Annotated in this window: 18 protein-coding genes and 1 riboswitch; of the genes, 12 read left to right on the top strand and 6 right to left on the bottom strand. The window is 59.3% G+C overall.

The window, feature by feature from the left end; translation table 11 throughout:
• The first annotated feature begins 3 nt into the window (after positions 1-3).
• From ACYZT9_RS03125 to ACYZT9_RS03140, 4 genes are read left to right on the top strand one after another with little or no spacing between them, the layout of a single operon-like run.
• Complete coding sequence (locus ACYZT9_RS03125) at positions 4-1,437, top strand: PIG-L deacetylase family protein (RefSeq protein ID WP_462008523.1); 1,434 nt, start codon at positions 4-6, stop codon at positions 1,435-1,437.
• Between the two features lie 54 nt (positions 1,438-1,491).
• Complete coding sequence (locus tag ACYZT9_RS03130; RefSeq protein ID WP_462010145.1) at positions 1,492-2,376, top strand: DUF6625 family protein; 885 nt, start codon at positions 1,492-1,494, stop codon at positions 2,374-2,376.
• Entirely contained in the window at positions 2,373-3,527 is a 1,155-nt protein-coding gene (locus tag ACYZT9_RS03135; protein WP_462008524.1) for a glycosyltransferase family 4 protein, read from the top strand. The genes ACYZT9_RS03130 and ACYZT9_RS03135 overlap by 4 nt, the downstream gene beginning before the upstream one ends.
• Positions 3,524-4,408, top strand: coding sequence for a glycosyltransferase (locus ACYZT9_RS03140; protein WP_462008525.1), 885 nt, complete (start codon positions 3,524-3,526; stop codon positions 4,406-4,408). Before ACYZT9_RS03135 ends, ACYZT9_RS03140 begins: the two co-directional genes overlap by 4 nt.
• 124 nt (positions 4,409-4,532) lie before the next feature.
• Here ACYZT9_RS03140 and ACYZT9_RS03145 read toward each other — a convergent pair whose 3' ends face one another.
• Positions 4,533-6,395, bottom strand: a complete 1,863-nt coding sequence (locus tag ACYZT9_RS03145) for an O-antigen ligase family protein (RefSeq protein WP_462008526.1) — start codon at positions 6,393-6,395, stop codon at positions 4,533-4,535.
• Positions 6,396-6,549: 154 nt separating this feature from the next.
• Between ACYZT9_RS03145 and msbA the strand changes: the two genes are divergently transcribed.
• The 5 genes from msbA (at position 6,550) to ACYZT9_RS03170 (ending at position 12,637) form a co-directional block, all read left to right on the top strand.
• Positions 6,550-8,352, top strand: coding sequence for a lipid A export permease/ATP-binding protein MsbA (gene msbA, locus ACYZT9_RS03150; RefSeq protein ID WP_462008527.1), 1,803 nt, complete (start codon positions 6,550-6,552; stop codon positions 8,350-8,352).
• Between the two features lie 175 nt (positions 8,353-8,527).
• Complete coding sequence (hldE, locus tag ACYZT9_RS03155) at positions 8,528-9,949, top strand: bifunctional D-glycero-beta-D-manno-heptose-7-phosphate kinase/D-glycero-beta-D-manno-heptose 1-phosphate adenylyltransferase HldE (protein WP_462008528.1); 1,422 nt, start codon at positions 8,528-8,530, stop codon at positions 9,947-9,949.
• Between the two features lie 126 nt (positions 9,950-10,075).
• The gene (locus ACYZT9_RS03160) at positions 10,076-11,050 is read left to right on the top strand and encodes a glycosyltransferase family protein (protein WP_462008529.1); all 975 of its coding nucleotides are present in this window, start codon (positions 10,076-10,078) and stop codon (positions 11,048-11,050) included.
• A 2-nt stretch (positions 11,051-11,052) separates the two neighbouring features.
• Positions 11,053-11,757 carry a hypothetical protein gene (locus tag ACYZT9_RS03165; RefSeq protein ID WP_462008530.1) on the top strand — a complete coding sequence of 235 codons (705 nt, stop codon included), beginning with the start codon at positions 11,053-11,055 and terminating at the stop codon, positions 11,755-11,757.
• Positions 11,758-11,830: 73 nt separating this feature from the next.
• Positions 11,831-12,637 carry a hypothetical protein gene (locus tag ACYZT9_RS03170; protein WP_462008531.1) on the top strand — a complete coding sequence of 269 codons (807 nt, stop codon included), beginning with the start codon at positions 11,831-11,833 and terminating at the stop codon, positions 12,635-12,637.
• Positions 12,638-12,649: 12 nt separating this feature from the next.
• On the opposite strand, the gene ACYZT9_RS03175 is transcribed toward ACYZT9_RS03170, so the two are convergent.
• The 4 genes from ACYZT9_RS03175 to ACYZT9_RS03190 form a co-directional block, all read right to left on the bottom strand.
• Complete coding sequence (locus ACYZT9_RS03175; RefSeq protein WP_462008532.1) at positions 12,650-13,615, bottom strand: metal ABC transporter ATPase; 966 nt, start codon at positions 13,613-13,615, stop codon at positions 12,650-12,652.
• 33 nt (positions 13,616-13,648) lie between these two features.
• Entirely contained in the window at positions 13,649-14,461 is an 813-nt protein-coding gene (locus tag ACYZT9_RS03180; protein ID WP_462008533.1) for an aldo/keto reductase, read from the bottom strand.
• Positions 14,458-15,633: an NAD(P)/FAD-dependent oxidoreductase gene (locus ACYZT9_RS03185; RefSeq protein ID WP_462008534.1), complete on the bottom strand. Its 1,176-nt coding sequence runs from the start codon at positions 15,631-15,633 to the stop codon at positions 14,458-14,460. Before ACYZT9_RS03185 ends, ACYZT9_RS03180 begins: the two co-directional genes overlap by 4 nt.
• 176 nt (positions 15,634-15,809) lie before the next feature.
• Positions 15,810-16,142, bottom strand: a complete 333-nt coding sequence (locus ACYZT9_RS03190; RefSeq protein ID WP_462008535.1) for a DMT family transporter — start codon at positions 16,140-16,142, stop codon at positions 15,810-15,812.
• Positions 16,143-16,245: 103 nt separating this feature from the next.
• Between ACYZT9_RS03190 and ACYZT9_RS03195 the strand changes: the two genes are divergently transcribed.
• Entirely contained in the window at positions 16,246-17,148 is a 903-nt protein-coding gene (locus ACYZT9_RS03195) for a LysR family transcriptional regulator (RefSeq protein WP_462008536.1), read from the top strand.
• A gap of 11 nt (positions 17,149-17,159) precedes the next feature.
• Positions 17,160-18,440: a lipid IV(A) 3-deoxy-D-manno-octulosonic acid transferase gene (waaA, locus tag ACYZT9_RS03200; RefSeq protein ID WP_462008537.1), complete on the top strand. Its 1,281-nt coding sequence runs from the start codon at positions 17,160-17,162 to the stop codon at positions 18,438-18,440.
• 134 nt (positions 18,441-18,574) lie between these two features.
• Here waaA and ACYZT9_RS03205 read toward each other — a convergent pair whose 3' ends face one another.
• Complete coding sequence (locus ACYZT9_RS03205) at positions 18,575-20,008, bottom strand: TolC family outer membrane protein (protein WP_462008538.1); 1,434 nt, start codon at positions 20,006-20,008, stop codon at positions 18,575-18,577.
• 192 nt (positions 20,009-20,200) lie between these two features.
• A riboswitch (TPP riboswitch) is annotated at positions 20,201-20,306 on the top strand.
• Between the two features lie 163 nt (positions 20,307-20,469).
• On the opposite strand from ACYZT9_RS03205, the gene thiC reads away from it, so the two are divergent.
• On the top strand, positions 20,470-22,359 hold the full coding sequence (thiC, locus tag ACYZT9_RS03210) for a phosphomethylpyrimidine synthase ThiC (RefSeq protein WP_462008539.1): 1,890 nt from the start codon (positions 20,470-20,472) through the stop codon (positions 22,357-22,359).
• The last annotated feature ends 28 nt before the right edge of the window (positions 22,360-22,387 follow it).

The raw sequence follows: 22,387 nt of genomic DNA on the forward strand, positions 1-22,387 counted from the left end.
CCCGTGAGCCGTAAACAGCAATTGCTCAAGCGCCACCGGCGCAACAAACGCATCGGCCTGTTGATCGCCCTGGTGCTGTTGATTGTCGTCGGCGTGCTGGTGGCCTGGTGGCTGCCGCTTCTATTGGCGGTGCTGGGCTGGATCGCTCACGAAGCATGGTTCGCCGACCATTTGTTTTATTCGCCCAAGGACGATTACGCGTACAGCTTCCCGCCTTACACCCCGCAACCCAAGATTCACCTGGACGGTGAGCGTTTGCGCCTGGATGAGGGCGTCATGCTGGTGGACGACGCTACGCTGGTATTGGCCCTGCGGATCAAAAGCACCTGGCTGGGACGCTTTATCGACCCGGCGGTAGAACTGTCGGGTGGCGATACGCCCGATCGACAAACCTTCGAACGCGGTACCAACGGGCTGCGCTATCTCAACCTGAGTGGTCAGGCGCAATTGCTGTCGCGGGGCGAGTTGCGCGTGCGCGGGCGTTTTTGCAGAGTGCTAGGCGAACCCGTGCTTTGGGCGTTCGAACAACCGGATTACCGTCGTCAGCGGGTGATGGTCATCGCACCTCATGCCGACGACGCCGAATTGGCGGCCTACGGTCTGTACAGTCAGGCCGACGAAGCCTGGATCGTTACCCTCACTGCCGGCGAAATCGAAGCTGAGCATTATCAGCGGATCGGGCTGAGCAAGGTCGAAGCGGCGCGCCTCAAGGGGCGGTTGCGGGCCTGGGACAGCATCGCCGTGCCACGTTGGGCCGGCGTGCCCGAAGCCCATTGCGTGCAGTTGGGTTATTTCTGCCTGCGACTGACGGAGATGCAGGCAGCACCGTCCCGGCCAGTGGGTTCGCGGGAAGCGGAGATGGACGACACCCGCTTGTTCCGTCAATTGAATCCTTTTGCACTGCCGGGCGACGCCGATGGTGCGCCAACCTGGAACAACCTGTTGGCCGACCTGCGCGAATTGCTGTTGCGGGCCCGTCCTGAAGTCATCGTGTTACCGCACCCGACGCTCGATCCGCACCCGGACCACATTTGCGCCCGGCAAGCGATCCTTGAAGCACTGCGAGGCCTGGAGTGGCAGCCGACCACGTTGCTCGGTTATGCAAACCATTTGCATGACAACGATCGCTGGCCCATGGGGGATGCCGGCCAGGGTATCGCACTGCCGCCCGCCTTCGATTCGTCGGTGCCGATGCGGCCTTACTGCCTTCCGGTTTCCCCGGAACTTCAGCGTGATAAAGCCATGGCGCTGGGAATGATGCACGACCTCCAGCCCCGCATGCCCTTCAAGCGGCGACTGCGGCGGTTGATACAGTGGCTCTTGGCCAGTAGAGTGCCGCCCCTCCATGGCGAGAATGAATTCTTTCGCAAGGCGGTCAGACGCCAGGAATTGTTCTGGCTTCTGGAGCATGTCGGAACACCTGTGAAGCAGAACTGAAGTACAACTCTGCCTAGCATGGCGGCGTTTCCAGCAATGACAGTGAGTTTTCCCGTGATCAATCCATGCCCGCGTATTTTGTTTTTGATGCCTTATTTCGGTCGTTGGCCGTTCTGGATGCCGTTTTTTCTAGAAAGCTGCCGGCGCAATCCAGACATCGACTGGTTGTTCTTCACAGACTGTGGCGTTCCTGACAATCTGCCACCGAACGTGACGGTCGAATGCATGATGTTCAGCGATTACTGTGGTTTGGTGTCTGAGCGGCTGGGTATCGACTTTGCGCCAACCGAAGCTTACAAACTGTGCGACATCAGGCCCGCGTTTGGACTTATTCATGCCGACCGCCTGGAGGGCTATGATTTCTGGGCATTCGGCGATATTGACCTTGTGTATGGCGACCTGCGCAGCTACTTCACTGCGGATCGGCTTGCTTCATACGATCTGTACTCCACCCACGAGCGGCGAGTGGCAGGGCATCTTTGCCTGATCAGAAACACCGCTCGCAAGCGTGAGTTGTTCAGGCAGATCAAGGACTGGGAAGCGCGGTTCACTGACCAGAAACATCACGCCCTGGACGAAGGGGCGTTCAGTCGAATCTTCCTCTGGCGCAAAAATTTCCCCGAGCCCTTGTTCAAACTGGCAGGCAAGTTCAACCCATGGCGCCGACGCAGCGAGTTCACAGAGGCATTCAGCACACCAGGTGGCTGCATCAAATGGCATGACGGGACCGAGAATTTTCCGCACCAATGGCATTGGCGCGACGGCCACCTGACCAATGATCGCGATGGCGATCGCCGGTTTCCGTATTTCCATTTCGTTTGCTGGAAGCGCAACGAATGGCCACGGTTGCCTCAACCCGATCCGGCACAGGTCAGGCAGCTTGCCTCTGAGCCCGCCTGGGTCATCGATGCAACGGGTTTTCACCGGGGAGAGTTATGAGTCAACGGTCAAAGGTTCTGCAGTTGCAGCCTGACTACAATGTCAAAGCCCATGACTTTGCCGACCTGGCGGAGCAGATCGTCAAGGCTTTGCCGGGTGATCGCTATGAGGTGACCGCCGCGTTTCTGCGCGGCAAGCCAGGTCCGGGCGAGGCCGTGAGCCGTGCCGCGCGTTCCGTTTATTTCGAGTTTTCCGACAAATCGCTCAAGGGCATGCGCCTGCGTGCCATGTGGCGGCTGTATCAGTTTTGCCGCAAAGAAAAATTCGATGTGGTGATCTGCAATCGCTTCAAGCCGGTCAACATGATGCTGACGCTCAACCGCTGGTTGAAAGTGCCATTGTGCATCGGTATCTCCCACGGCTTTGGTGAGTACGACCGGTTCTACCGGCGTCGCCAGACCCGGAGCCTGATTGATCGTCACTGGCGTTTTGTCGGTGTGTCGCCGGCGGTCAAACAGTACCTGCTGGACTGTGATTGCGGTTTCACCGATCAAAACACCTATGCCATTACCAATGCGATCGACATCGAACAGGCCGAAGGCTTGCAGCACAACCGCGAACGCGCTCGTGAACTGCTCTGCATTGATCCATCGGTGCGGTTGATCGGCGCTTTGGGCCGATTGGTGCCGGTCAAGGGGCACACCTACCTGTTGCAGGCGTTTGCGGCGCTCAAGGACAAGTATCCGAACACCCAATTGGCGATCATCGGTGCCGGTCGCGAAGAGTCGCGCCTGGCCGCCGAGATCCAGCGTCTGGGCCTGAGCGGGCGTGCACACCTGCTGGGCTTCAAGGAAAACGCCTTGCAGTACGTTCGCGCCTTTGACATCTGGACCATGCCATCGCTGGCCGAAGGTCTCGGGCTGGCATTGCTCGAGGGCATGAGCGGTCATCTTCCGGTGATCGCCTCCAGCGTACCGGCGATGCTGCCGCTGATTCAGGGCGCGGGCGGTCTGGCGATTACGCCCAAGGATGTGCCGAGCCTGGTCGCGGCACTGGATACTTACCTCGGGCTCTCGGATGACGCGCTGAAGGCCAAAGGCGAACAGGCTTACCGTTATCTCCAGGAACAACACGACATTGAGGTGTTCCGTCAGGAGTACCTGAACCTGATCGACTCCGGCTTGAGCAAGGCCCGCAAGGAACAATCATGAGCGACGCACAACCCATCGTCACGGTCATCATCGCGTCGTATAACCACGGTCGTTATATTGAGGAGAGCATTCTCAGCGTCCTCAACCAGACCTATTCGAACATCGAACTACTGGTGGTCGATGATGGCTCCAGCGATGACAGTGTCGAGCGGATCAATGTCTTGCAGGCGCAACACGGCTTTGATTTCCGTGTGCAGCAGAACCAGGGACTGACCAATACCCTCAACGGTGCCATTGCGCGCGCAAAGGGCACTCTGATCGTGCCCTTCGGTTCCGATGACATCATGCTGCCCGAGCGCATCGCTACGCAGGTGGCGTACATGGATGGCAAACCCGAGGTCGGCATCTGCGCCGGCAACATCGAACTTATCGACGCTGACGGCGACCCGTACCCGGAGTCGCGTCAGCGTCGCGATGTGCCGTTTCGCCGCCTGGATTTCGATGACATGTTCCTGGAGCGCAAGCCCTATCCGCCAGCGCCGACCCTGATGATTCGTCGCGAGGCGCTGGACAAGGTCGGCGGGTTCGATCCGAACATTCGACTGGAAGATTTGTTGATCGAGCTGAAGGTGACCCACGCCGGTTACTTCATTGATGGCTTGAACGTGTTGATGGCGCGCTATCGCAAACACGCCACCAACTCCTACAAGAATCACCGCTTCATGATCGACAACATTCTGCGTTCCTACGCACTGTTCAGCGATCACCCGCTGTACGAGCACGTGCGCTACAAGTTTCTCAGTTCGATGTTCCTGAAAACCGCCAACCGCGACCGCAAGCTGGCGCGCGAACTGCTGGCGCAGATTCCGTTCAAAGCGTGGAACAAGAAGACCTGGCGTGGCTTGGGGCGGTTGTATTTCTCGCCGCTGGAAAAGGATTGAGCTGCCGACAACCCTGTAGGAGCGAGCTTGCTCGCGATGGACTTGTGAACGACGCGTGTATTCAGACAAAACGCGTCTTCGTTAACGTGCATCGCGAGCAAGCTCGCTCCTTGGTGAGGGGAGATCAGTGAACCTGAGCAGGCGGGCTGGTCGTCAGCACCTGTTTGTGCAGGGTATCCACAGCAGATTTCGATGCTGTCACGGCATAGCCTTGCAGCAGTGCCTGGAAATGATCCTCGAACAGCCAGCGTCGATCGACGGTGTATCGCTGCATATGGCGCAGATTGCGCTGGCGCAGAGACAGGCTCAGTGACGAAGGGTAGATGCGCAGGTCAGCCACATCGATCAGACCAAATTCGCCGTCCTCGAGCACCAGCACGTTACCCAGATGCAGGGAGCGGAAATACACGCCTTGTTCGTGCAGCTGCGCCATGAATTTTCCGAAGCGTTCCACCAGCGCATGGCGCACGTCCGGTGCCGTGATCCCTTGCAGAACCTGGCGCAGGGTATGGCCTGGCAGAGGCGTGTAGTGCACGGCGCTGCTGCCATCCGCGAGGCGGTAAAGATCCAGAATGTGCGGCGTCGGGAAACCCATCAGGCGCAATCGTTCACTGTTGGCGGCAAAGCGTTCGGAATACGGATCGAAGCTGCCCGAGGTGTACCAACGGCGACGGCGGAACAGCTTGAGGAAGCTGCCATCGATCAGGCGCAAGACCTTGGGTCCCAGACCATCTTCCTCGATCACTTGAGCGTTGGCGGTCAGTTTTTGCAGGGCTGTCTGCGCCAGTTGCTTGATCGGCATGGCCAGCAGGCGACCTGCGCGCTGGTTGATGCTCAGCGCGGCGATCAGCGCCAGTGGAATCCACAGCAGAAACCAGTGTTCCTTGGGGCGCGAAATGATCCCGCCGCCTTCGGTCAGGCCCGCACCGATGCCGAACACCAGCCAGGTCGAGGCGATGATGAACAGCGGTTGCACTCGATGGCGCCAGCTGCTCAGCAGGCCCCAGGCCTGGAAGAACAGCCACGGGATAAAACCGAAAATACCGACGTAGTAGAGAACGCCCAAGGCGAAACTGTGAGGTTCTGCCAGCATGTAGCCCAGGCCCAGATCGACGTCCAGACTGGCGTCGTAGCCATGGCCGATCCACGGGTGTTCAGCGATTCTTTGCCAGACCATCTGCCAGATTTCAAAACGATAGGAATTGCCTCGTCCGAAAATCATGTCCGAGAAAAGCGCAACCACCGACGCCCCGCCGACGAGCATGATCCCCAGCAATACGACGGACCGGCGGTTCCAGCAGATGCAGCCCAGCCACAGCGCCGCCAGTGTCAGGGCAACCAGCGGTGTCCGGGAGCCGGTGGCGATCACTGCACTGAACATGACCGCCATGGCCGGGATACTCAACCAGAGTATCTGCGGGCGCTTGCAGGTCATGCTCAGGCTCAGCCAATAGGCGCAGAAGAAACCGAACAAGTGCGAGCTCAGCAGTGGGTTGTCGAACGCGCCGCCACCGATCAGGCGCATGCCTGGCTCATAGATATGAGCAAACGTGTACAGGTTATAGATCGACGCGATCAGTCCGACTATCGCGGCGCTGAACAGCAGGGGCTGGACGATATCGCTGCGGAAGCGCACCAGAAGGTAGCACCCGGCGAACAGCATCAGCGTGTGGAGGGGTGGTTTGAGCTTGCCGGAAAATCCATCATCGCCCGGGCTCCAGCACAGACTCAACAGCGCCCAACCTGCGAACAGCAGCATTGCGATGAAGATCGGCTCGCGCAACAATTCTTTGAGCTCTCGAGGTCGCAAGCAAAGCGCGATCAATGCTGGAATGCTGAACAAGCCATAGTAGAGCTTATGAAGCAGACTGCGGTCCGGCAGGAAGAACAGCGAGCAGAGAAGCAAGAGGTAGCCGAGTGGAAGCATCCACAGGCAAATGAAATCGAAGACTCGATTGGATGTACTGTTGAAACCGCTGAGTTGCATGCTGAGAAATTCAATCCTGAGGTTGATCGGCCATTCCGGTGATGGCTATATGATACCGTTTGCGCCGTCTAACAATAACAGCCTTTATGCGATTGCCAGAACCCTGAGGAAGCTGTGCTAAAGTCAGCGTCCTTTTTATCGACATTCGCGTGATATGACCGACTCCAGTCTCTCCGCAAGCCCCTCGAGCTTGAAAATCTACTTCCGTCTGCTCGGTTATGTCCGGCCGTACATCAGCCTGTTCCTGATCAGCATCGTCGGTTTTCTGATTTTCGCTTCGACGCAGCCAATGCTCGGCTACATCCTCAAGTACTTCGTCGATGGCCTGTCCAATCCCGAAGCGGTGCTGTTTCCCAGCGTCCCCTATCTGCGCGACCTGCAACTGTTGCAAGCGGTGCCGTTGCTGATCATTCTGATCGCCGCCTGGCAGGGGTTGGGATCTTATCTGGGCAACTACTTCCTGGCCAAGGTTTCTCTTGGGCTCGTCCACGACCTGCGGGTACAGTTGTTCAATAACCTGCTTGTTTTGCCCAACCGGTATTTTGACAAGCATAACTCCGGCCACCTGATCTCCCGTATCACCTTTAACGTGACCATGGTCACCGGGGCGGCCACAGATGCGATCAAGGTCGTCATCCGTGAAGGCATGACGGTGATCTTCCTGTTTGCCTCGCTGCTTTTCATGAACTGGCGCCTGACCCTGGTCATGGTCGCGATCCTGCCACTGATCGCGTTGATGGTCCGTACCGCGAGCAAGAAATTCCGCAAGCAGAGCCAGAAGATCCAGGCGGCCATGGGCGACGTGACGCACGTGGCGTCGGAAACCATCCAGGGGTATCGCGTGGTGCGCAGCTTCGGCGGCGAAGGATACGAAGAGAAGCGGTTCTTCAATGCCAGCCAGGGCAACACCGACAAGCAATTGCGCATGACCCGTACCGGCGCCATCTACACGCCGTTGCTGCAGTTGGTGATCTACAGCGCCATGGCCGTGCTGATGTTCCTGGTACTTTTCCTGCGTGGCGATGCGTCTGCCGGTGATATGGTGGCCTACATCACCCTGGCAGGCCTGCTGCCCAAGCCTATCCGTCAACTGTCCGAAGTCAGCTCGACCATTCAAAAAGGCGTGGCCGGTGCCGAAAGTATCTTCGAGCAACTGGACGTTGAACCGGAAGTCGATACCGGCACTGTCGTGCGTGACGCCGTAACCGGGCGCCTGGATGTGCGGCATCTGAGCTTCACCTACCCTGGCACTGAACGTCAGGTACTCGACGACATCAGTTTCTCGGTCGAGCCTGGGCAAATGGTGGCGCTGGTAGGGCGTTCTGGCAGTGGCAAGTCGACCCTGGCCAACCTGATTCCGCGTTTCTATCACCACGACCAGGGTGAGATCCTGATTGATGGCGTCGAGGTGGAACAGTACAAACTGTTGAATCTGCGCAGGCACATCGCCCAGGTCACCCAGCACGTGACGTTGTTCAGCGATACCGTGGCCAACAACATTGCGTACGGCGATCTGGCTGGCGCGCCCCGTGAAGATATCGAAAAAGCGGCGAAAGACGCTTATGCGATGGACTTCATCGCACAACTCCCCGAAGGCCTGGACACCCAGGTCGGCGAGAACGGCGTATTGCTGTCCGGTGGCCAGCGTCAGCGTCTGGCAATTGCCCGGGCCCTGTTGAAGAATGCGCCGTTGCTGATTCTCGACGAAGCGACATCGGCCCTCGACACCGAATCGGAACGGCACATCCAGGCGGCTCTGGATCAGGTGATGAAAGGCCGGACGACCCTGGTGATTGCTCACCGTCTGTCGACCATCGAGAAGGCCGACCTGATTCTGGTCATGGATCAGGGCCGGATCGTCGAACGCGGCACACATGCCGAACTTTTGGCGCAAAACGGCTATTACGCCCGTCTGAACGCCATGGGCCTCGATGCCCCGGCTGAAGATATCGCCTGATTCCTGTCGACGTCATTCGTCGTGAGCGACCGAAAAAAATCGCAGTCTGAAGTTCCGAACTTGTACAGGCTGCGATTTTTTTTGCTTTTGGCACCCTCGTTCATGCCATGAGCAAGTCCCACGCCAACCCTGTGCTAATATCCCGCCCTTGTTCATTTTGTATGTGGGTTGCTCCATGAAGTTGTCCATGCCGCGATTCGATCAAGCCCCTGTATTGGTGGTCGGCGATGTCATGCTCGACCGTTACTGGCATGGTGGTACCTCACGGATTTCCCCTGAGGCGCCGGTCCCGGTGGTCAAGGTCGAGCAAATCGAGGACCGCCCGGGCGGTGCCGCTAACGTTGCCCTGAACATTGCCGCGCTCGGCGCACCGGCCTCGCTGGTTGGAGTGACCGGCGACGACGAAGCTGCCGACAGCTTGGCCAATAGCCTCAAGGGTGCTGGTGTGCGCGCATTGTTCCAGCGTATTGCGCACCAGCCGACCATCGTCAAGTTGCGGGTCATGAGTCGTCACCAGCAGTTGCTGCGTATCGACTTCGAAGAGCCCTTTGCCACCGACGCCCTGGCGCTGGGCGAACAAGTTGATGAGTTGCTTCAAGGCATCAAGGTGCTGGTGCTGTCCGACTACGGCAAAGGCGCGCTGAAAAATCATCAGGTACTGATCCAGGCTGCCCGTGCCCGTGGCATTCCGGTGTTGGCCGATCCCAAGGGCAAGGATTTTTCGATCTACCGGGGGGCGAGCCTGATTACCCCGAACCTCAGTGAATTCGAAACCATCGTCGGCGGTTGCGCCGATGAGCACGAACTGGTGAGCAAGGGCGCGCAACTGATGCACGACCTGGACCTTGGCGCTTTGCTGGTGACGCGTGGCGAGCATGGCATGACCTTGTTGCGCCCGGATCATCCTGCATTGCACTTGCCCGCCCGCGCGCGGGAAGTGTTCGACGTGACCGGCGCCGGCGACACGGTGATTTCCACCCTGGCCGCTGCGATCGCTGCTGGTGAAGAATTGCCTCACGCGGTGGCGTTGGCCAACCTGGCGGCCGGCATCGTGGTCGGCAAGCTCGGCACGGCGGCCATCAGCGCTCCGGAGCTGCGGCGTGCCATTCAGCGTGAAGAAGGCTCCGAGCGCGGTGTGTTGGGCCTTGAACAGTTGCTGCTGGCGGTTGACGATGCGCGTGCGCACAAAGAGAAGATCGTCTTCACTAACGGTTGTTTCGACATCCTGCATGCCGGCCATGTGACCTACCTCGAGCAGGCACGGGCCCAAGGGGACCGTTTGATCGTCGCGGTCAACGACGATGCATCGGTAAGCCGCCTGAAAGGGCCGGGACGTCCGATCAACAGTGTTGACCGTCGCATGGCTGTGCTGGCGGGGCTGGGGGCGGTGGATTGGGTGATCAGCTTCCCTGAAGGCACTCCTGAAAACCTGCTGCGCGAGGTCAAGCCGGACGTGCTGGTCAAGGGCGGCGACTACGGGATCGATCAAGTGGTCGGTGCAGATATCGTGACGGCTTACGGCGGTACCGTGAAGGTGCTGGGATTGGTGGAAAACAGCTCGACAACCGCGATTGTCGAGAAGATTCGCAGCCATTGATGAGATTAATGACGCCCGTTTCATACAGTGTATGTACGGGTTTATCGTGAGCTTATAACCGTCTCCGAGGATGTTGACGGGTATGACCCAAGGCTCTTGTCTGCTTTGTCTTGTGGTAAATGATTTATGAAAGTCATGCTCTTGGTGATGGACGAGCAACGCGTGATTCTGGATCGACTGTATGAAATCGTGCAGCACAACTGCGACGAGTGTGTCGTTTATCGTCTGAGCAAAAAGCAGCAAATGAAGTTGGGTCCGTTTCTCGCCTCCGTCCATTACCAGAACTTTGACCGGGTCGTGATCTTCTCCAGGGTCAAGCGTCTCGTCCCTCAACTAAGCGTCCTGAAATGTATTCCCGGCCTGGTTTTTCTCGAGCATGATGCTTATCAGAATTACATGCCGGAGAGTAAGTACCTGCGTGTCTACTCGCGTCTGTACAGCCGTCTGCCAAGTTCTCGCGTGCTGGTTTCCGGCGCTGTCGTAGCGCGTCGGATGCAAGCTGAAAACATTGACGCAGTGTTCGTTTCGAAGGGATATGACGAACAAATGCTGCAAAACACCGAGAGTGTTCGGGACATCCCGGTGGCCTTTCTGGGCAGTCTGAAAAGCACTGAATACGCGCAACGCAGGGCACTTCTGGAATCACTTTCCCGGCGTACCGGCATGATGGTGGGCCGCACCAAGTCAGGCGCGGAATACCTGGAAATGCTCAATCGCATCAAAATTTTTGTGAGTGCCGATATCGGCATGAATGAATTCATGATCAAGAACTTTGAAGCGATGGCGTGTGGCTGTGTATTGCTGGCCTGGAGTCAGGGTGAAGAAGACCAATTGCTGGGCTTCCGGGATATGCACAATACGGTTTTCTATCGCTCTGAAGATGAGGCCGTGGAAAAACTCCATTTGCTGCAGAGTGACCCCTTGCTGACTGCTCGTATTGCCAGTAACGGGCAGGCATTCGCCGAGAGCCAGTATTCCTTTGCTCGTGTGGGTCGCACACTCGCGGCCGAGATTCAGCGTGAAATGCGTCCGTGGCAACCACCTTCAGTGTTCACTCGCCTTTGGGTAAAGCTGCGATACGGTATGCAGGTTCCAGAGTAGATATGGAACATCGACAGCCTCAAGCGGATGAGCCGATGGCGTTGGATGCGTTGCCCGGTGGTCATCAATCTGTTCCGGACGGGCTGCCGCAGGCGCTGAAGGAGTGCTTGCGCGGCGCTTCCCGGGTTCTGCTTGTTGCCAACAATCCAGCCATTACCCGGGACGATTTCCAAGCGCTGAATATCGGCGCCGATGACGTCGTCGTCAGCTTCAACAACTGTGTCCTGGCGACGCTGCTTTGCCCACAAAGCGTTAATCTCTTCGTGCATGGTTTCAATGCGCCAGACGCCTACTTTTTTGGCCTCCCCTATGGGCCTGAAGTGCAGCGGCTTTTCGGTCAGACTGACTCGCGATGTTTCACGATGTTAGTGGGATGCACCGGGGCCATGTGCCCCTTGCCGGAGGTGGCGCTTTATTGGGAGCGAATCCCGTTGCCAGCATTGTGGAATTATCCGATCGATCGCCCGGGTGGTAAACGCTATGTCGGACCTACCACCGGCTTCAATGCGCTGGTGTTGTTTGACTGGCTGCGCGGTCAGGCGGGATACGACTACCAGCTCATGACGTTGGGTTTTTCCAACGAGGCCGGTAAACGCTGGGGCGGGCACGCCTGGGATTATGAACGGGACTGGTTGCAAAAATCAGACGTCATCGTGGTACCGCTGCGGCGTCGCCGTTGGTGGCAGAAGCTGTTCAGTCGCCAATGAATGAAGAGTTGTCATCGGTTGCCAGCGGGGCACCGAAGAACGAGCCGGATTATTTTTCGAGGGGTACTGTCGAGTGCTGAATATTGCGGTGGCTTTTTTTGGTATCCCGAGAAATTCGCAGATCTGTTTTCCTTCCATTCAAGAAAACGTCCTTGCGCTGCTACCTTCGGACAGCAACGTAAAGTGCTTTTATCACCTGTATAAAATCGACGAAGTGCAGAACTCGCGCTCGGGTGAACAGGGTCAGTTGAAGGCTGATAATTACCAGCCCTTCGAAACCATGACCGGGCTGCTGTCCTCGACCGAGGGTGTTCTCGATCGCTGGAACTTTGAGCAAGTGAAAGCGTTGGGCGATACCTGGGCTGATGATTACGCCTCGCTCAGAAACCTGATCTACCAGCTCAATTCGTTGCACACGGTCACGACCATGATGGAGTCGTTCAATCCCGATTTCGTCGTCTACGTGCGGCCGGACAACTTCTTTCACTCAGCGCTTCCCGCTTATGTGTTCAAGCATCCCGACGCCCGACGGCACAATACTTACATTCCCGACTGGCAGTGGTGGGGCGGGCTGAACGATCGTTTTGCCATTTGCGGTCGTGACACCTACGTCGCTTATGGCAAACGGATTGAGCGCATTTTCGATTTCAGCAAGGTGACGGGCAGGAAGTTGCACTCCGAGCGGCTGCTCAAATTTGCACTGCAACAGGCAGGAGCGAAGATCTGCACCATGGAGACGAAGGCGTCGCGCGTTCGTATCACCGGAGCCTTTGCCGAGGAATCGTTCTCACCCAAACGCGGCATGGGCAAGCGCGAGAATCGCTATTTCCATTTTTTTGCGCGGTTGCGCACCTTCATGGACAAGCAACGAGCAGGTTAGATCGAGCCTGACTTACTGGCGCAAACTTCCCCGAACCAACCGCACCAGGCGCAGGGCCTTGACGCTCAGTTTCTTCAGTGCCCGTCGCGGGGCTTTTGGTACTTCCAGCCCTTGTTGTGCAACCCAGTCCTTCCAGCGAATACGCTCCTCCCGGACTGTCCAGCCTTCCTGGATAGCAAAGCTCTCCGCCAGATAAAGTCCACGGGTACTGGCGGGTACTAACTTGTCGCGCTTGAGCGTGTACAGCTCAGGGCGCGGGACGCCTTCTACCAGAGGCATCAAGTACAAGTCCGGACGTTTACGATCCAGCCGGGCCACCAGTTGGTCGCCTTCCAGTCGCTCGTCGACATGAAACAGGCTCAGGGACTTGGCTTCCTTGGGCACGTCCAGGCGCAAGTCATAGATCAATTGCAGCGACGCTGTCGGCAGATGAACGTACGCCTGCGGACGCTCGATCAGCTGCAGGTTGGCGCAACGCACCGGCCGCGCCGCGCCGGATAACGGCGTCAGGCGAAACGGCAACGCCTCGCGATAATGCAGCGCAGACGAGTAGGGCGCCGGCAGCCAGGTGTCGTTGAAACGTCCCCCGAGCCAGCCTTCCGGGGTTTCCAGCAGGCATTCTTCGGCGATCTCCTGAATCGCCGTGTGCAGCGGCAGATTCAGCTCGTGGGCCGGCACGTAACCGGAGATCAGTTTGAGCACCACGTCGCCGCGGTCCTGGCGACGTTGGCGTACCAGCACCCAATAATCGCGATTCTGCCAATGCAGCGTCAGGCGAACCGAGACCCCGAGGTTGGCCAGCTCCAGCGCGAATCGCTCGTTGTCAGCCACTGTCACCGGGCGGCGACGTTGCAGGGTCTGGGAAAAATTGAGCGGCATCCCAACGCTCTGATAGCTCAAGCCTTCGGGAGTCGCTTCGACAAATAACGGCAGTGTCTTGAAATTGCTCGGGTTCTTTCTGATGAGCGTACGCGGCATGTCGGCTCCTGCTTAAGGCCGCGTGGGGCGGCATCAGTTGCTACGTAGGACCTGGGCAGCGGTCGCGACGTTGTGGGCGAGGTGCAGCGGATTGATGGTCCCGACAATAGCACTGGCCACACCCGGATGTTCAAACAACAACTCGAAGCTGGCGCGCACCGGGTCCACGCCCGGGCTCAGGCAGACGTGACCGCTGGCCAGAGCTTTTTTGACCAGGATGGCTTTGCCGTGAGCAGCAGCATAGTCAATGACCGGCTTCTCGTTCTGTTCGTTCAGATTGTAGGTGACCATCGCGCAATCGCCTTGCTCCAGAGCCTTCAAACCGCCTTCGACTGTTTTACCGGAGAAACCATAGCCGCGAATCTTGCCTTCGGCCTTGAGCGCGGCGAGGGTCGCGTAGACTTCGCTGTCGTTAAGGATCGCCAAATCGTTGCCGTCGGAATGCACCAGCACCAGATCGATGAAATCCGTTTCCAGACGTTGCAGGCTGCGCTCCACCGAGAGGCGAGTGTGCGCGGCACTGAAATCATGGCGAGATTGACCGTCGGCAAACTCTTCGCCGACCTTGCTGACGATCACCCAGTCCTGACGCTGGCCCCGCAGCAGCGGGCCAAGGCGTTCTTCGCTGCGGCCATAAGCCGGCGCGGTGTCGATCAGGTTGATGCCCAGGTCGCGCGCGAGTTTGAGCAACATGCGCGCTTCGTCATCGCCGGGGATCTGGAAACCATTGGGGTATTTGACGCCTTGGTCGCGGCCGAGTTTGACCGTGCCGAGACCCAGCGGCGAAACCATCAGGCCTGTGCTACCCAACGGGCGATGCAGATCGTGCAGGGTCGGTTGGCTCATGGCAGCAGTTGCTCCCAGGCCGGGACGCCCATGGGTGGTTTCGGCAATTCTGGCAATGGCGCCGGGTGGCCCGGATGGATGCCGTCACGTTGCAAGGCGTTGATCACGCGGTCGGCGAAGTCCGGAGCCAGGGCCAGTTTGGTTGGCCAGCCGACCAGCAGCCGGCCTTCTTCGGCGATGAATGCGTTGTCCGGACGGGTCAGGCCCGATTGCAGCGGCTCGGCGCGGTCCACGCGCAAGGTCGCCCATTGCACGGTGCTCAGGTCGATCCATGGCAGCAACTGGCCAAGTTCTTTCTGCGCGGTCGCAATTTGCTCGGCAGGTTCACGGGCGACACCTTCAGCTTCGGCGATGTCGCCACCCAGGTACCAGACCCATTGGCCATCGGCGGCCGGATGGGTAGTCACGGTGATCCGCGGTTTGGTGCCGCCGCCCAGGCAGTGGGCATACAGCGGTTTGAGGCTCGGGCCTTTGGCGATGATCATGTGCAACGGTCGGCGTTGCATGGCGGGCTGGCTCAGGCCCAGCGCTTCAAGCAGCGCCGCCGTGCCCGCACCGGCGCTCAGGACGATGCGCTGGGCGCGGATCTCGCGCTCGTCGACCTTCAGGCCCACCAGAACGCCACCTTCCAGCAGCGGTTCGATTGTCTGGCCGGCGAGCAAGCCATCACCCGCCAGATCGGCCAGTCGCTGGATCAGGCTTGGCACGTCGACCACCAGTTCCGCCAGGCGATAGACCTTGCCCTTGAAGCGCTTGTCTTGCAGGGCCGGCGGCAGTTGATCGCCCTTGACCTGATCGACGCGGCCGCGCACGGCTTTGCTGGCGAAGAAACTGGTGAGGTTGCCGGCGATCGTGCCGGGAGACCAGAGGTAGTGGGCTTCGGACAGCAGGCGCACGCCCGACAGGTCCAGCTCACCGTCGCCGGCCAGGGCTTCACGCCAGCGACGCGGCATGTCGGCGATGGCTTCTGAAGCGCCAGTCAGGGCGCCATGCAGCGCGTATTTGGCGCCGCCATGGATGATGCCCTGGGACTTGACACTCTGCCCGCCGCCAAGGCTGGTGCTTTCCACCAGCACGGTCGAAAAACCCTGGCGGCGCAGGCGCGCATTCAGCCAGAGGCCGGCGACACCAGCGCCGACAATCAGAACGTCGGTGGAAATAACGGATGGCATGCGGCGACCTCAGTGTTCAAGACGAGGGCGCAGTATACAGACTCGAAGATTGGAGGGGCTGCTGCACCTGTGGGAGCGGGCTTGCTCGCGAATAGGCCGTGTCAGGCAACAAAGATGTCGACTGACACGGCCTATTCGCGAGCAAGCCCGCTCCCACATGGATCGTGTTTCAGGTCTTAGTGGCCGGCGGTTTTGGAGAAGAGCTGGATCACTACGACGCCCAACACGATGAGTGCCATCCCCAGCATGGCCGGCACATCCAGCTTCTGCCCGTAGATAAACAGCGCCGCAACGCTGACCATCACAATCCCCATGCCGGCCCACACCGCGTAAGCCACGCCCACCGGAACGCTGCGCACCACCAGTGTCAACATCCAGAAGGCAATGCCATAGCCGACGATCACCAGAATCAGCGGCAGCGGCGTGCTGAAGCCTTTGATGGCTTTCATCGAAACAGTCGCGATCACTTCGGCGCAGATGGCAATGGCCAAGTAGTAGTAAGCGGTCATGGGTGAATCCTCGTGTGCAGTGTTGCTTTCTAAGGTCGGCATTCTAGAGACTCTTCAGATGCGGTAAAGTCATTACCTATCTATCCTGAAGATGGGTTTGCCCATGAATATGCAATGGAATCTGGAACAGCTGCGCTTGTTTGTCAGCGTTGCGGAGCAACGATCGTTTTCCGCTGTGGCGCGGGATCAGCGCAAGGCGCAGTCGGCGGTCAGCAGCTCGATTGCGTTGCTGGAAGAAGACTTGGGCGTGAGCCTGTTCGACCGCAGCAGCGGCCGTCAGCCAAAACTCACCGAAGCCGGAGGTGCCTTGCTGGAGGAGGCGCGGGAAGTGCTGCGCCAGTGCGAGCGCCTCAACGGCCGGGCGCTGGCGATGATGCGCGGGCAGGAGGCCCGACTGCGCGTGGCTCAGGATGAGGCGATGCCGTATCAGCCAATCATTGAAAGCTTCGAAGCGCTGGCGAAACAATTTCCCAGCCTTGAAGTGCAACTGACCAGCGCCGCCCAGGGGGATGTGGCGCGCAAGCTGGTGGAGCGCCGGGCCGATCTGGGTTTATTGTTTTATCACGATCAGATTCCCGAGGCGCTCGAGCGTCGAGTGTTGGGCAGCGTCGAAATGGTCACCGTGTGCGGCGTCGGGCATCCACTGGCAAATCAGGCTCAGGTCGATTGCCAGCAACTGGCGCAACATCGGCAGTTGCTGATGTCGACCCAATCCAGCGTGTATCCCGGCAGCGAGCCGGCCAGCCCGCAGGTCTGGCGTGCCGACAGTTTCTACGTGATGGCTGAATGGCTGGTTCGCGGGCTCGGTTGGGCCTGGCTGCCCCGGCACGTTGTGCAGTACCCGGCGTATCAGGGGCAGATGGTCGAACTGGTCAGCGAATGGACACCGCCAGCGCTGGTAGTGGAGCTGGTTTGGCGCCGCGACGAACCCCTTGGCCCGGCGGCCCGTTGGCTGGCGGAACGTTTTGCCGTGCACTTGCAGGCGATCGGCGAGAAAAGCCGATAAACTCCGCCGCCATGAATAGAACTCTCTACACCGCGCTGTTTTACCTGGGGCTGCCACTGGTAGCGATTCGGCTGTGGCTGCGCTCGCGCAAGGCGCCGGCGTATGCAAAACGCATCGGCGAGCGTTTCTCCCTCGGGCTGCCGGCGATGAAGCCGGGCGGCATCTGGGTGCATGCAGTGTCCGTGGGCGAAAGCATCGCGGCGGCGCCGATGATTCGCGCGTTATTGCAACGCTATCCGGCGCTGCCGATCACCGTGACCTGCATGACGCCGACCGGGTCCGAACGCATCCAGGCGCTGTTCGCCAATGAACCGCGCATTCAGCACTGTTATTTGCCTTATGACTTGCCATGCGCCGCGGCGCGATTTCTTGATCGGGTCCAGCCAACACTGGCGGTGATCATGGAAACCGAACTCTGGCCCAACCATATCCACCAATGTGCCAAGCGCGGGATTCCCGTAGCGCTGGCCAATGCGCGTCTGTCTGAACGTTCGGCCAGAGGCTACGGCCGTTTCGGCAAGTTGACCCAGCCAATGCTTGCCGAGATGAGCCTGTTCGCGGTGCAGACCGAAGCCGAGGCCCAGCGCTTCCGCGATTTGGGTGCCCGTGCAGAAACCGTTGAAGTGACCGGTTCGATCAAGTTCGACCTGACCATCGACCCGCAACTGCTCCAGCGTGCCGCCGAGTTGCGCGGGCAATGGCAGGCGCAGGAACGTCCGGTCTGGATCGCTGCCAGTACTCACGACGGGGAAGATGAAGTGGTGCTGGCGGCGCATCGCCAGTTGCTTGCCGGTCATCCCGATGCGTTGCTGATTCTGGTGCCGCGTCATCCGGAGCGATTCAATTCGGTATTCGACCTGTGCAAGCAACAGGGCTTTGCCACGGTGCGACGTTCGACGGGAGCGCCGGTGAGCGCGGGGACTTCTGTGTTGCTCGGCGACACCATGGGTGAGTTGCTGTTTCTGTACGCCCTGGCCGACAGCGCTTTTGTCGGCGGCAGTCTGGTGCCGAACGGTGGCCATAACTTGCTGGAACCCGCCGCCCTGGCGAAACCGGTACTGAGTGGACCGCACCTGTTCAACTTTCTGGAAATCGCCGCGCAGTTACGCAGCGCCGGAGCGTTGCAGGAAGTGGAGGACGCCGAAGGACTCGCGCTGGCGGTGCAGCGGCTGTTCGAATTGCCGCGAGATGCGCAGCGAATGGCGGAGGCGGGGTTGAAAGTGATGCGCAGCAATCAGGGCGCGTTGCAGCGATTGCTGGATGGGTTGGATCGGTTGGTCGACAAAACTTGATCTACCGCTGAGCAAACTGTGGGAGCGAGCTTGCTCGCGATAGCGGACTGACAGGCTACACAAGTGTTGAATGTACTACTGTCATCGCGAGCAAGTTCGCTCCCACAAGGATTGTGGCACCTGAAGTCTGGCGGTCAGGGCCGGGCTTTGAGTTGCTCGGCCGCAGCCTTGGCCAGATCCGGCGGCAGGAAATCCTTGTCGGGATTGTAGTCCGCCTTGAGATAGCGCTTCAGACCCTGCAAATCCCCCGGGTTCAACGTGCCGGCGACCTGCTTCAGGCGCAGGTTGTCGAGGATGTAGTCGTAGCGGGTGTTGTTGTAATTGCGCACCGAGGTGTACAGCTGACGCTGGGCATCGAGCACATCGACGATGTTTCGCGTGCCCACCTGATAACCGATTTCGGTGGCTTCCACCGCGCTCTGGTTGGAGATAATCGACTGCTTGCGCGCCTGCACCTGCTCCACATCGGTGTTCACCGCACGGTGCAGGTTGCGGGTGTTTTCCACCACTTGCCGACGCAGGCCTTCACGCTGTTGTTCAGTCTGGTCCAGGCGCGAGTATGACTCGCGAACCTGAGAGCTGGTCAGGCCGCCGCTGTAGATCGGTATGTTCAGTTGCAGGGCCAGCGTGCGTTGCTCGACGGGGCCACCATACGCCTGGCCGAAGCCGTTCGGGTTGCTGAAGCCCAAGGCGTCGTTGTCGCCTTTCTCGTACTTTGCCACCGCATCCACGGTGGGCGCGTGGCCGGCCTTGCGCTGCTTGAGCGTTTCCTCGGCGGCGCTGACCGCGTAGTTGCTGGCCAGCAGATTCAGGTTCTGTTTCGCGGCGGTGTCGACCCAGGATTTGGCGTCATTGGGCGCCGGCGGCAGGATCGGCAAGGTGTGGACGATGCCTTGAATCGAGTTGTACTGGCGGTTGGTCAGGGTGATCAACGCTTCAAACGCATCATCGACCTGACGCTGGGCAACGATCCGGTTGGCCCGTGCCGTATCGTAACTGGCCTGCGATTGCAGCACGTCGGTCTTGTCCGACAGGCCGACATCGAAGCGCTCGTTGGACTGATCGAGTTGGCGTTTGAATGCCGCTTCCTCAGCCTTGGTCGAAGCCAGATTGTCCTGGCTGCGCAGTACATTGAAGTAGCTTTCGGCGGTTTGCAGAATCAGGTTTTGCTCGGTCGCCGAGAGTTGCAACGCTGCCTGCTCATTGACGTCCTTGGCGGCCTGGTACTGGAACCAGCGATCGGCACGAAACAGCGGCTGAGCCAGCGTTGCCTGCCAGGAATTGGCGCTGCGGTTGGCAACGGCGGCCGGCTGATCGATGTCGGTGCGTACGTTGGCCACCTCGGCGCCACCCGAGATATTCGGCAGCAGACCGGCGCGGGCCTGGGGCACGACTTCTTTCTGCGCGCCGTACTGGGCGCGGGCGGCGGCCAGGTCGGCGTTGTTGTCTACCGCTTCCTGGTAAACGCTGACCAGATCGGTGTTGGTCGATAAGGGCGCTTCTGCTGCCCAGGCCATTCCGTTGGACGCACAAGACACGGCGAGGGCCAGTGAGAGTTTGCGCAGCATGAGGCGATCCCTTGAAATTACACTGATAATTTGAGCGCCAAGGCTACGGCGCGGCACATACAGCGTCAATGCGCGGCATGGCCGTTGCGAGTGTAGTTGCGCGCAGGTGCGGCAACAATCCTGCAATTACGCCATTCATCACGGTGTTTGCCGCGGTGTTGGCGTTCTTTGTCGGTTGTGTCTAGACTGGCCGGGTTCTTGTCGGGGTGCCTTGCTATGAGGCTGAGATCGAATAATTTCGGATCCCGTTGAACCTGATCAGGTTAGCGCCTGCGTAGGGAACAAGATTTCTCGTCCCCCGGCGAGTCCTCTTGTGCTTCGTCCGGGATGTTGTTCGACAATCGAACACCCCTCGAGCACTGAGCACAGCACGGCTGGTTTACCCAGCGCCCGTGCGTCCATTCGTTTGCAGGTTCGCTCCGACAAAAATCCACTGCCTGGATGTGTTCGGAGAGCCCGTGATGACGATAAAACCAAAAAACATAACGAACCTGAGTGATTCGGCCCAAGTCGATCAACAATCGGTTCAGCCGTTTACCCGCTCGCAAAAAATCTATGTTCAGGGCTCTCGTCCGGACATCCTCGTGCCGATGCGCGAAATCAGCCTCGATGTGACCCCGACCGACTTCGGCGGCGAGATCAACGCGCCTGTCGTGGTGTACGACACCTCGGGTCCGTACACCGATCCCAACGTCATCATCGATGTGCGCAAAGGCCTGTCCGACATTCGTTCGCCGTGGATCGAAGCCCGTGGTGACACCGAGCGTCTGCCGGGTCTGAGCTCGAACTTCGGCCAAGAACGTCTCGCCGATGCGGAGCTGACCAAGCTGCGTTTCGCTCACGTGAACAACCCTCGGCGCGCCAAGGCCGGGGCCAACGTCAGTCAGATGCACTACGCGCGCAAAGGCATCATCACCGCCGAGATGGAATACGTCGCCATCCGCGAAAACATGAAGCTCGAAGTCGCTCGTGCGGCAGGTCTGCTGGACCAGCAGCACGCCGGTCACAGCTTCGGCGCCAGCGTGCCGAAAATCATCACCCCCGAATTCGTTCGTGACGAGATTGCCCGTGGTCGCGCGATCATTCCGGCGAACATCAACCACACCGAACTGGAACCGATGATCATCGGCCGTAACTTCCTGGTGAAGATCAACGGCAACATCGGCAACAGTGCCTTGGGTTCGTCCATCGAAGAAGAAGTGGCGAAACTGACCTGGGGCATTCGCTGGGGGTCGGACACGGTTATGGACCTGTCCACCGGCAAGCACATTCACGAAACCCGCGAGTGGATCATCCGCAACTCGCCGGTGCCGATCGGTACCGTGCCGATCTATCAGGCGCTGGAAAAAGTCGGCGGCGCTGCCGAAGACCTGACCTGGGAACTGTTCCGCGACACGCTGATCGAGCAGGCCGAGCAGGGCGTCGACTACTTCACCATCCACGCCGGCGTGCTGCTGCGCTATGTGCCGCTGACCGCCAAGCGCGTGACCGGCATCGTCTCCCGTGGCGGCTCGATCATGGCCAAGTGGTGCCTGGCGCACCACAAAGAGAACTTCCTCTACACCCATTTCGAAGACATCTGCGAAATCATGAAGGCCTACGACGTCAGCTTCTCGCTCGGCGACGGCCTGCGTCCGGGTTCGATTGCCGACGCCAATGACGCCGCGCAATTCGGCGAACTGGAAACCCTCGGCGAGCTGACCAAAATCGCCTGGAAACACGACGTGCAGTGCATGATCGAAGGTCCCGGCCACGTGCCGATGCAGTTGATCAAAGAGAACATGGACAAGCAGCTCGAGTGCTGCGACGAGGCGCCCTTCTACACCCTCGGCCCGCTGACCACCGACATTGCGCCGGGTTACGACCACATCACCTCCGGTATCGGTGCGGCGATGATCGGCTGGTTCGGTTGCGCCATGCTTTGCTACGTGACGCCGAAAGAACACTTGGGCTTGCCGAACAAGGATGACGTGAAGACCGGGATCATCACTTACAAGATCGCCGCGCACGCCGCCGATCTGGCCAAAGGGCATCCCGGTGCGCAGATTCGCGACAATGCCTTGAGCAAGGCGCGTTTCGAATTCCGCTGGGAAGACCAGTTCAACCTGGGCCTTGATCCGGACACCGCGCGTTCGTACCACGATGAAACCCTGCCGAAGGATTCGGCCAAGGTCGCGCATTTCTGTTCGATGTGCGGACCGAAATTCTGCTCGATGAAGATCACCCAGGAAGTCCGTGAGTACGCGGCTAACCAGCGGATCGAAACCGTCGACGTCGAAGTCGCCCAGGGATTGGCGGAACAGGCTGAGCGGTTCAAGCAGGAAGGCAGTCAGCTGTACAAGAAGGTTTAATCTGATCCGAAAGGTCGGGGCCTGAGAG

This window comes from Pseudomonas sp. ZT5P21, assembly GCF_054897785.1.

Excerpts from the sequence above, each read along its gene's own strand:
- ACYZT9_RS03135 (WP_462008524.1), top strand. The coding sequence starts at position 2,373 with ATGAGTCAACGGTCAAAGGTTCTGCAGTTGCAGCCTGACTACAATGTC.
- ACYZT9_RS03140 (WP_462008525.1), top strand. The coding sequence starts at position 3,524 with ATGAGCGACGCACAACCCATCGTCACGGTCATCATCGCGTCGTATAAC.
- ACYZT9_RS03145 (WP_462008526.1), bottom strand. The coding sequence starts at position 6,395 with ATGCAACTCAGCGGTTTCAACAGTACATCCAATCGAGTCTTCGATTTC.
- msbA (WP_462008527.1), top strand. The coding sequence starts at position 6,550 with ATGACCGACTCCAGTCTCTCCGCAAGCCCCTCGAGCTTGAAAATCTAC.
- hldE (WP_462008528.1), top strand. The coding sequence starts at position 8,528 with ATGAAGTTGTCCATGCCGCGATTCGATCAAGCCCCTGTATTGGTGGTC.
- ACYZT9_RS03160 (WP_462008529.1), top strand. The coding sequence starts at position 10,076 with ATGAAAGTCATGCTCTTGGTGATGGACGAGCAACGCGTGATTCTGGAT.
- ACYZT9_RS03165 (WP_462008530.1), top strand. The coding sequence starts at position 11,053 with ATGGAACATCGACAGCCTCAAGCGGATGAGCCGATGGCGTTGGATGCG.
- ACYZT9_RS03175 (WP_462008532.1), bottom strand. The coding sequence starts at position 13,615 with ATGCCGCGTACGCTCATCAGAAAGAACCCGAGCAATTTCAAGACACTG.
- ACYZT9_RS03180 (WP_462008533.1), bottom strand. The coding sequence starts at position 14,461 with ATGAGCCAACCGACCCTGCACGATCTGCATCGCCCGTTGGGTAGCACA.
- ACYZT9_RS03185 (WP_462008534.1), bottom strand. The coding sequence starts at position 15,633 with ATGCCATCCGTTATTTCCACCGACGTTCTGATTGTCGGCGCTGGTGTC.
- ACYZT9_RS03190 (WP_462008535.1), bottom strand. The coding sequence starts at position 16,142 with ATGACCGCTTACTACTACTTGGCCATTGCCATCTGCGCCGAAGTGATC.
- ACYZT9_RS03195 (WP_462008536.1), top strand. The coding sequence starts at position 16,246 with ATGAATATGCAATGGAATCTGGAACAGCTGCGCTTGTTTGTCAGCGTT.
- waaA (WP_462008537.1), top strand. The coding sequence starts at position 17,160 with ATGAATAGAACTCTCTACACCGCGCTGTTTTACCTGGGGCTGCCACTG.
- ACYZT9_RS03205 (WP_462008538.1), bottom strand. The coding sequence starts at position 20,008 with ATGCTGCGCAAACTCTCACTGGCCCTCGCCGTGTCTTGTGCGTCCAAC.
- thiC (WP_462008539.1), top strand. The coding sequence starts at position 20,470 with ATGACGATAAAACCAAAAAACATAACGAACCTGAGTGATTCGGCCCAA.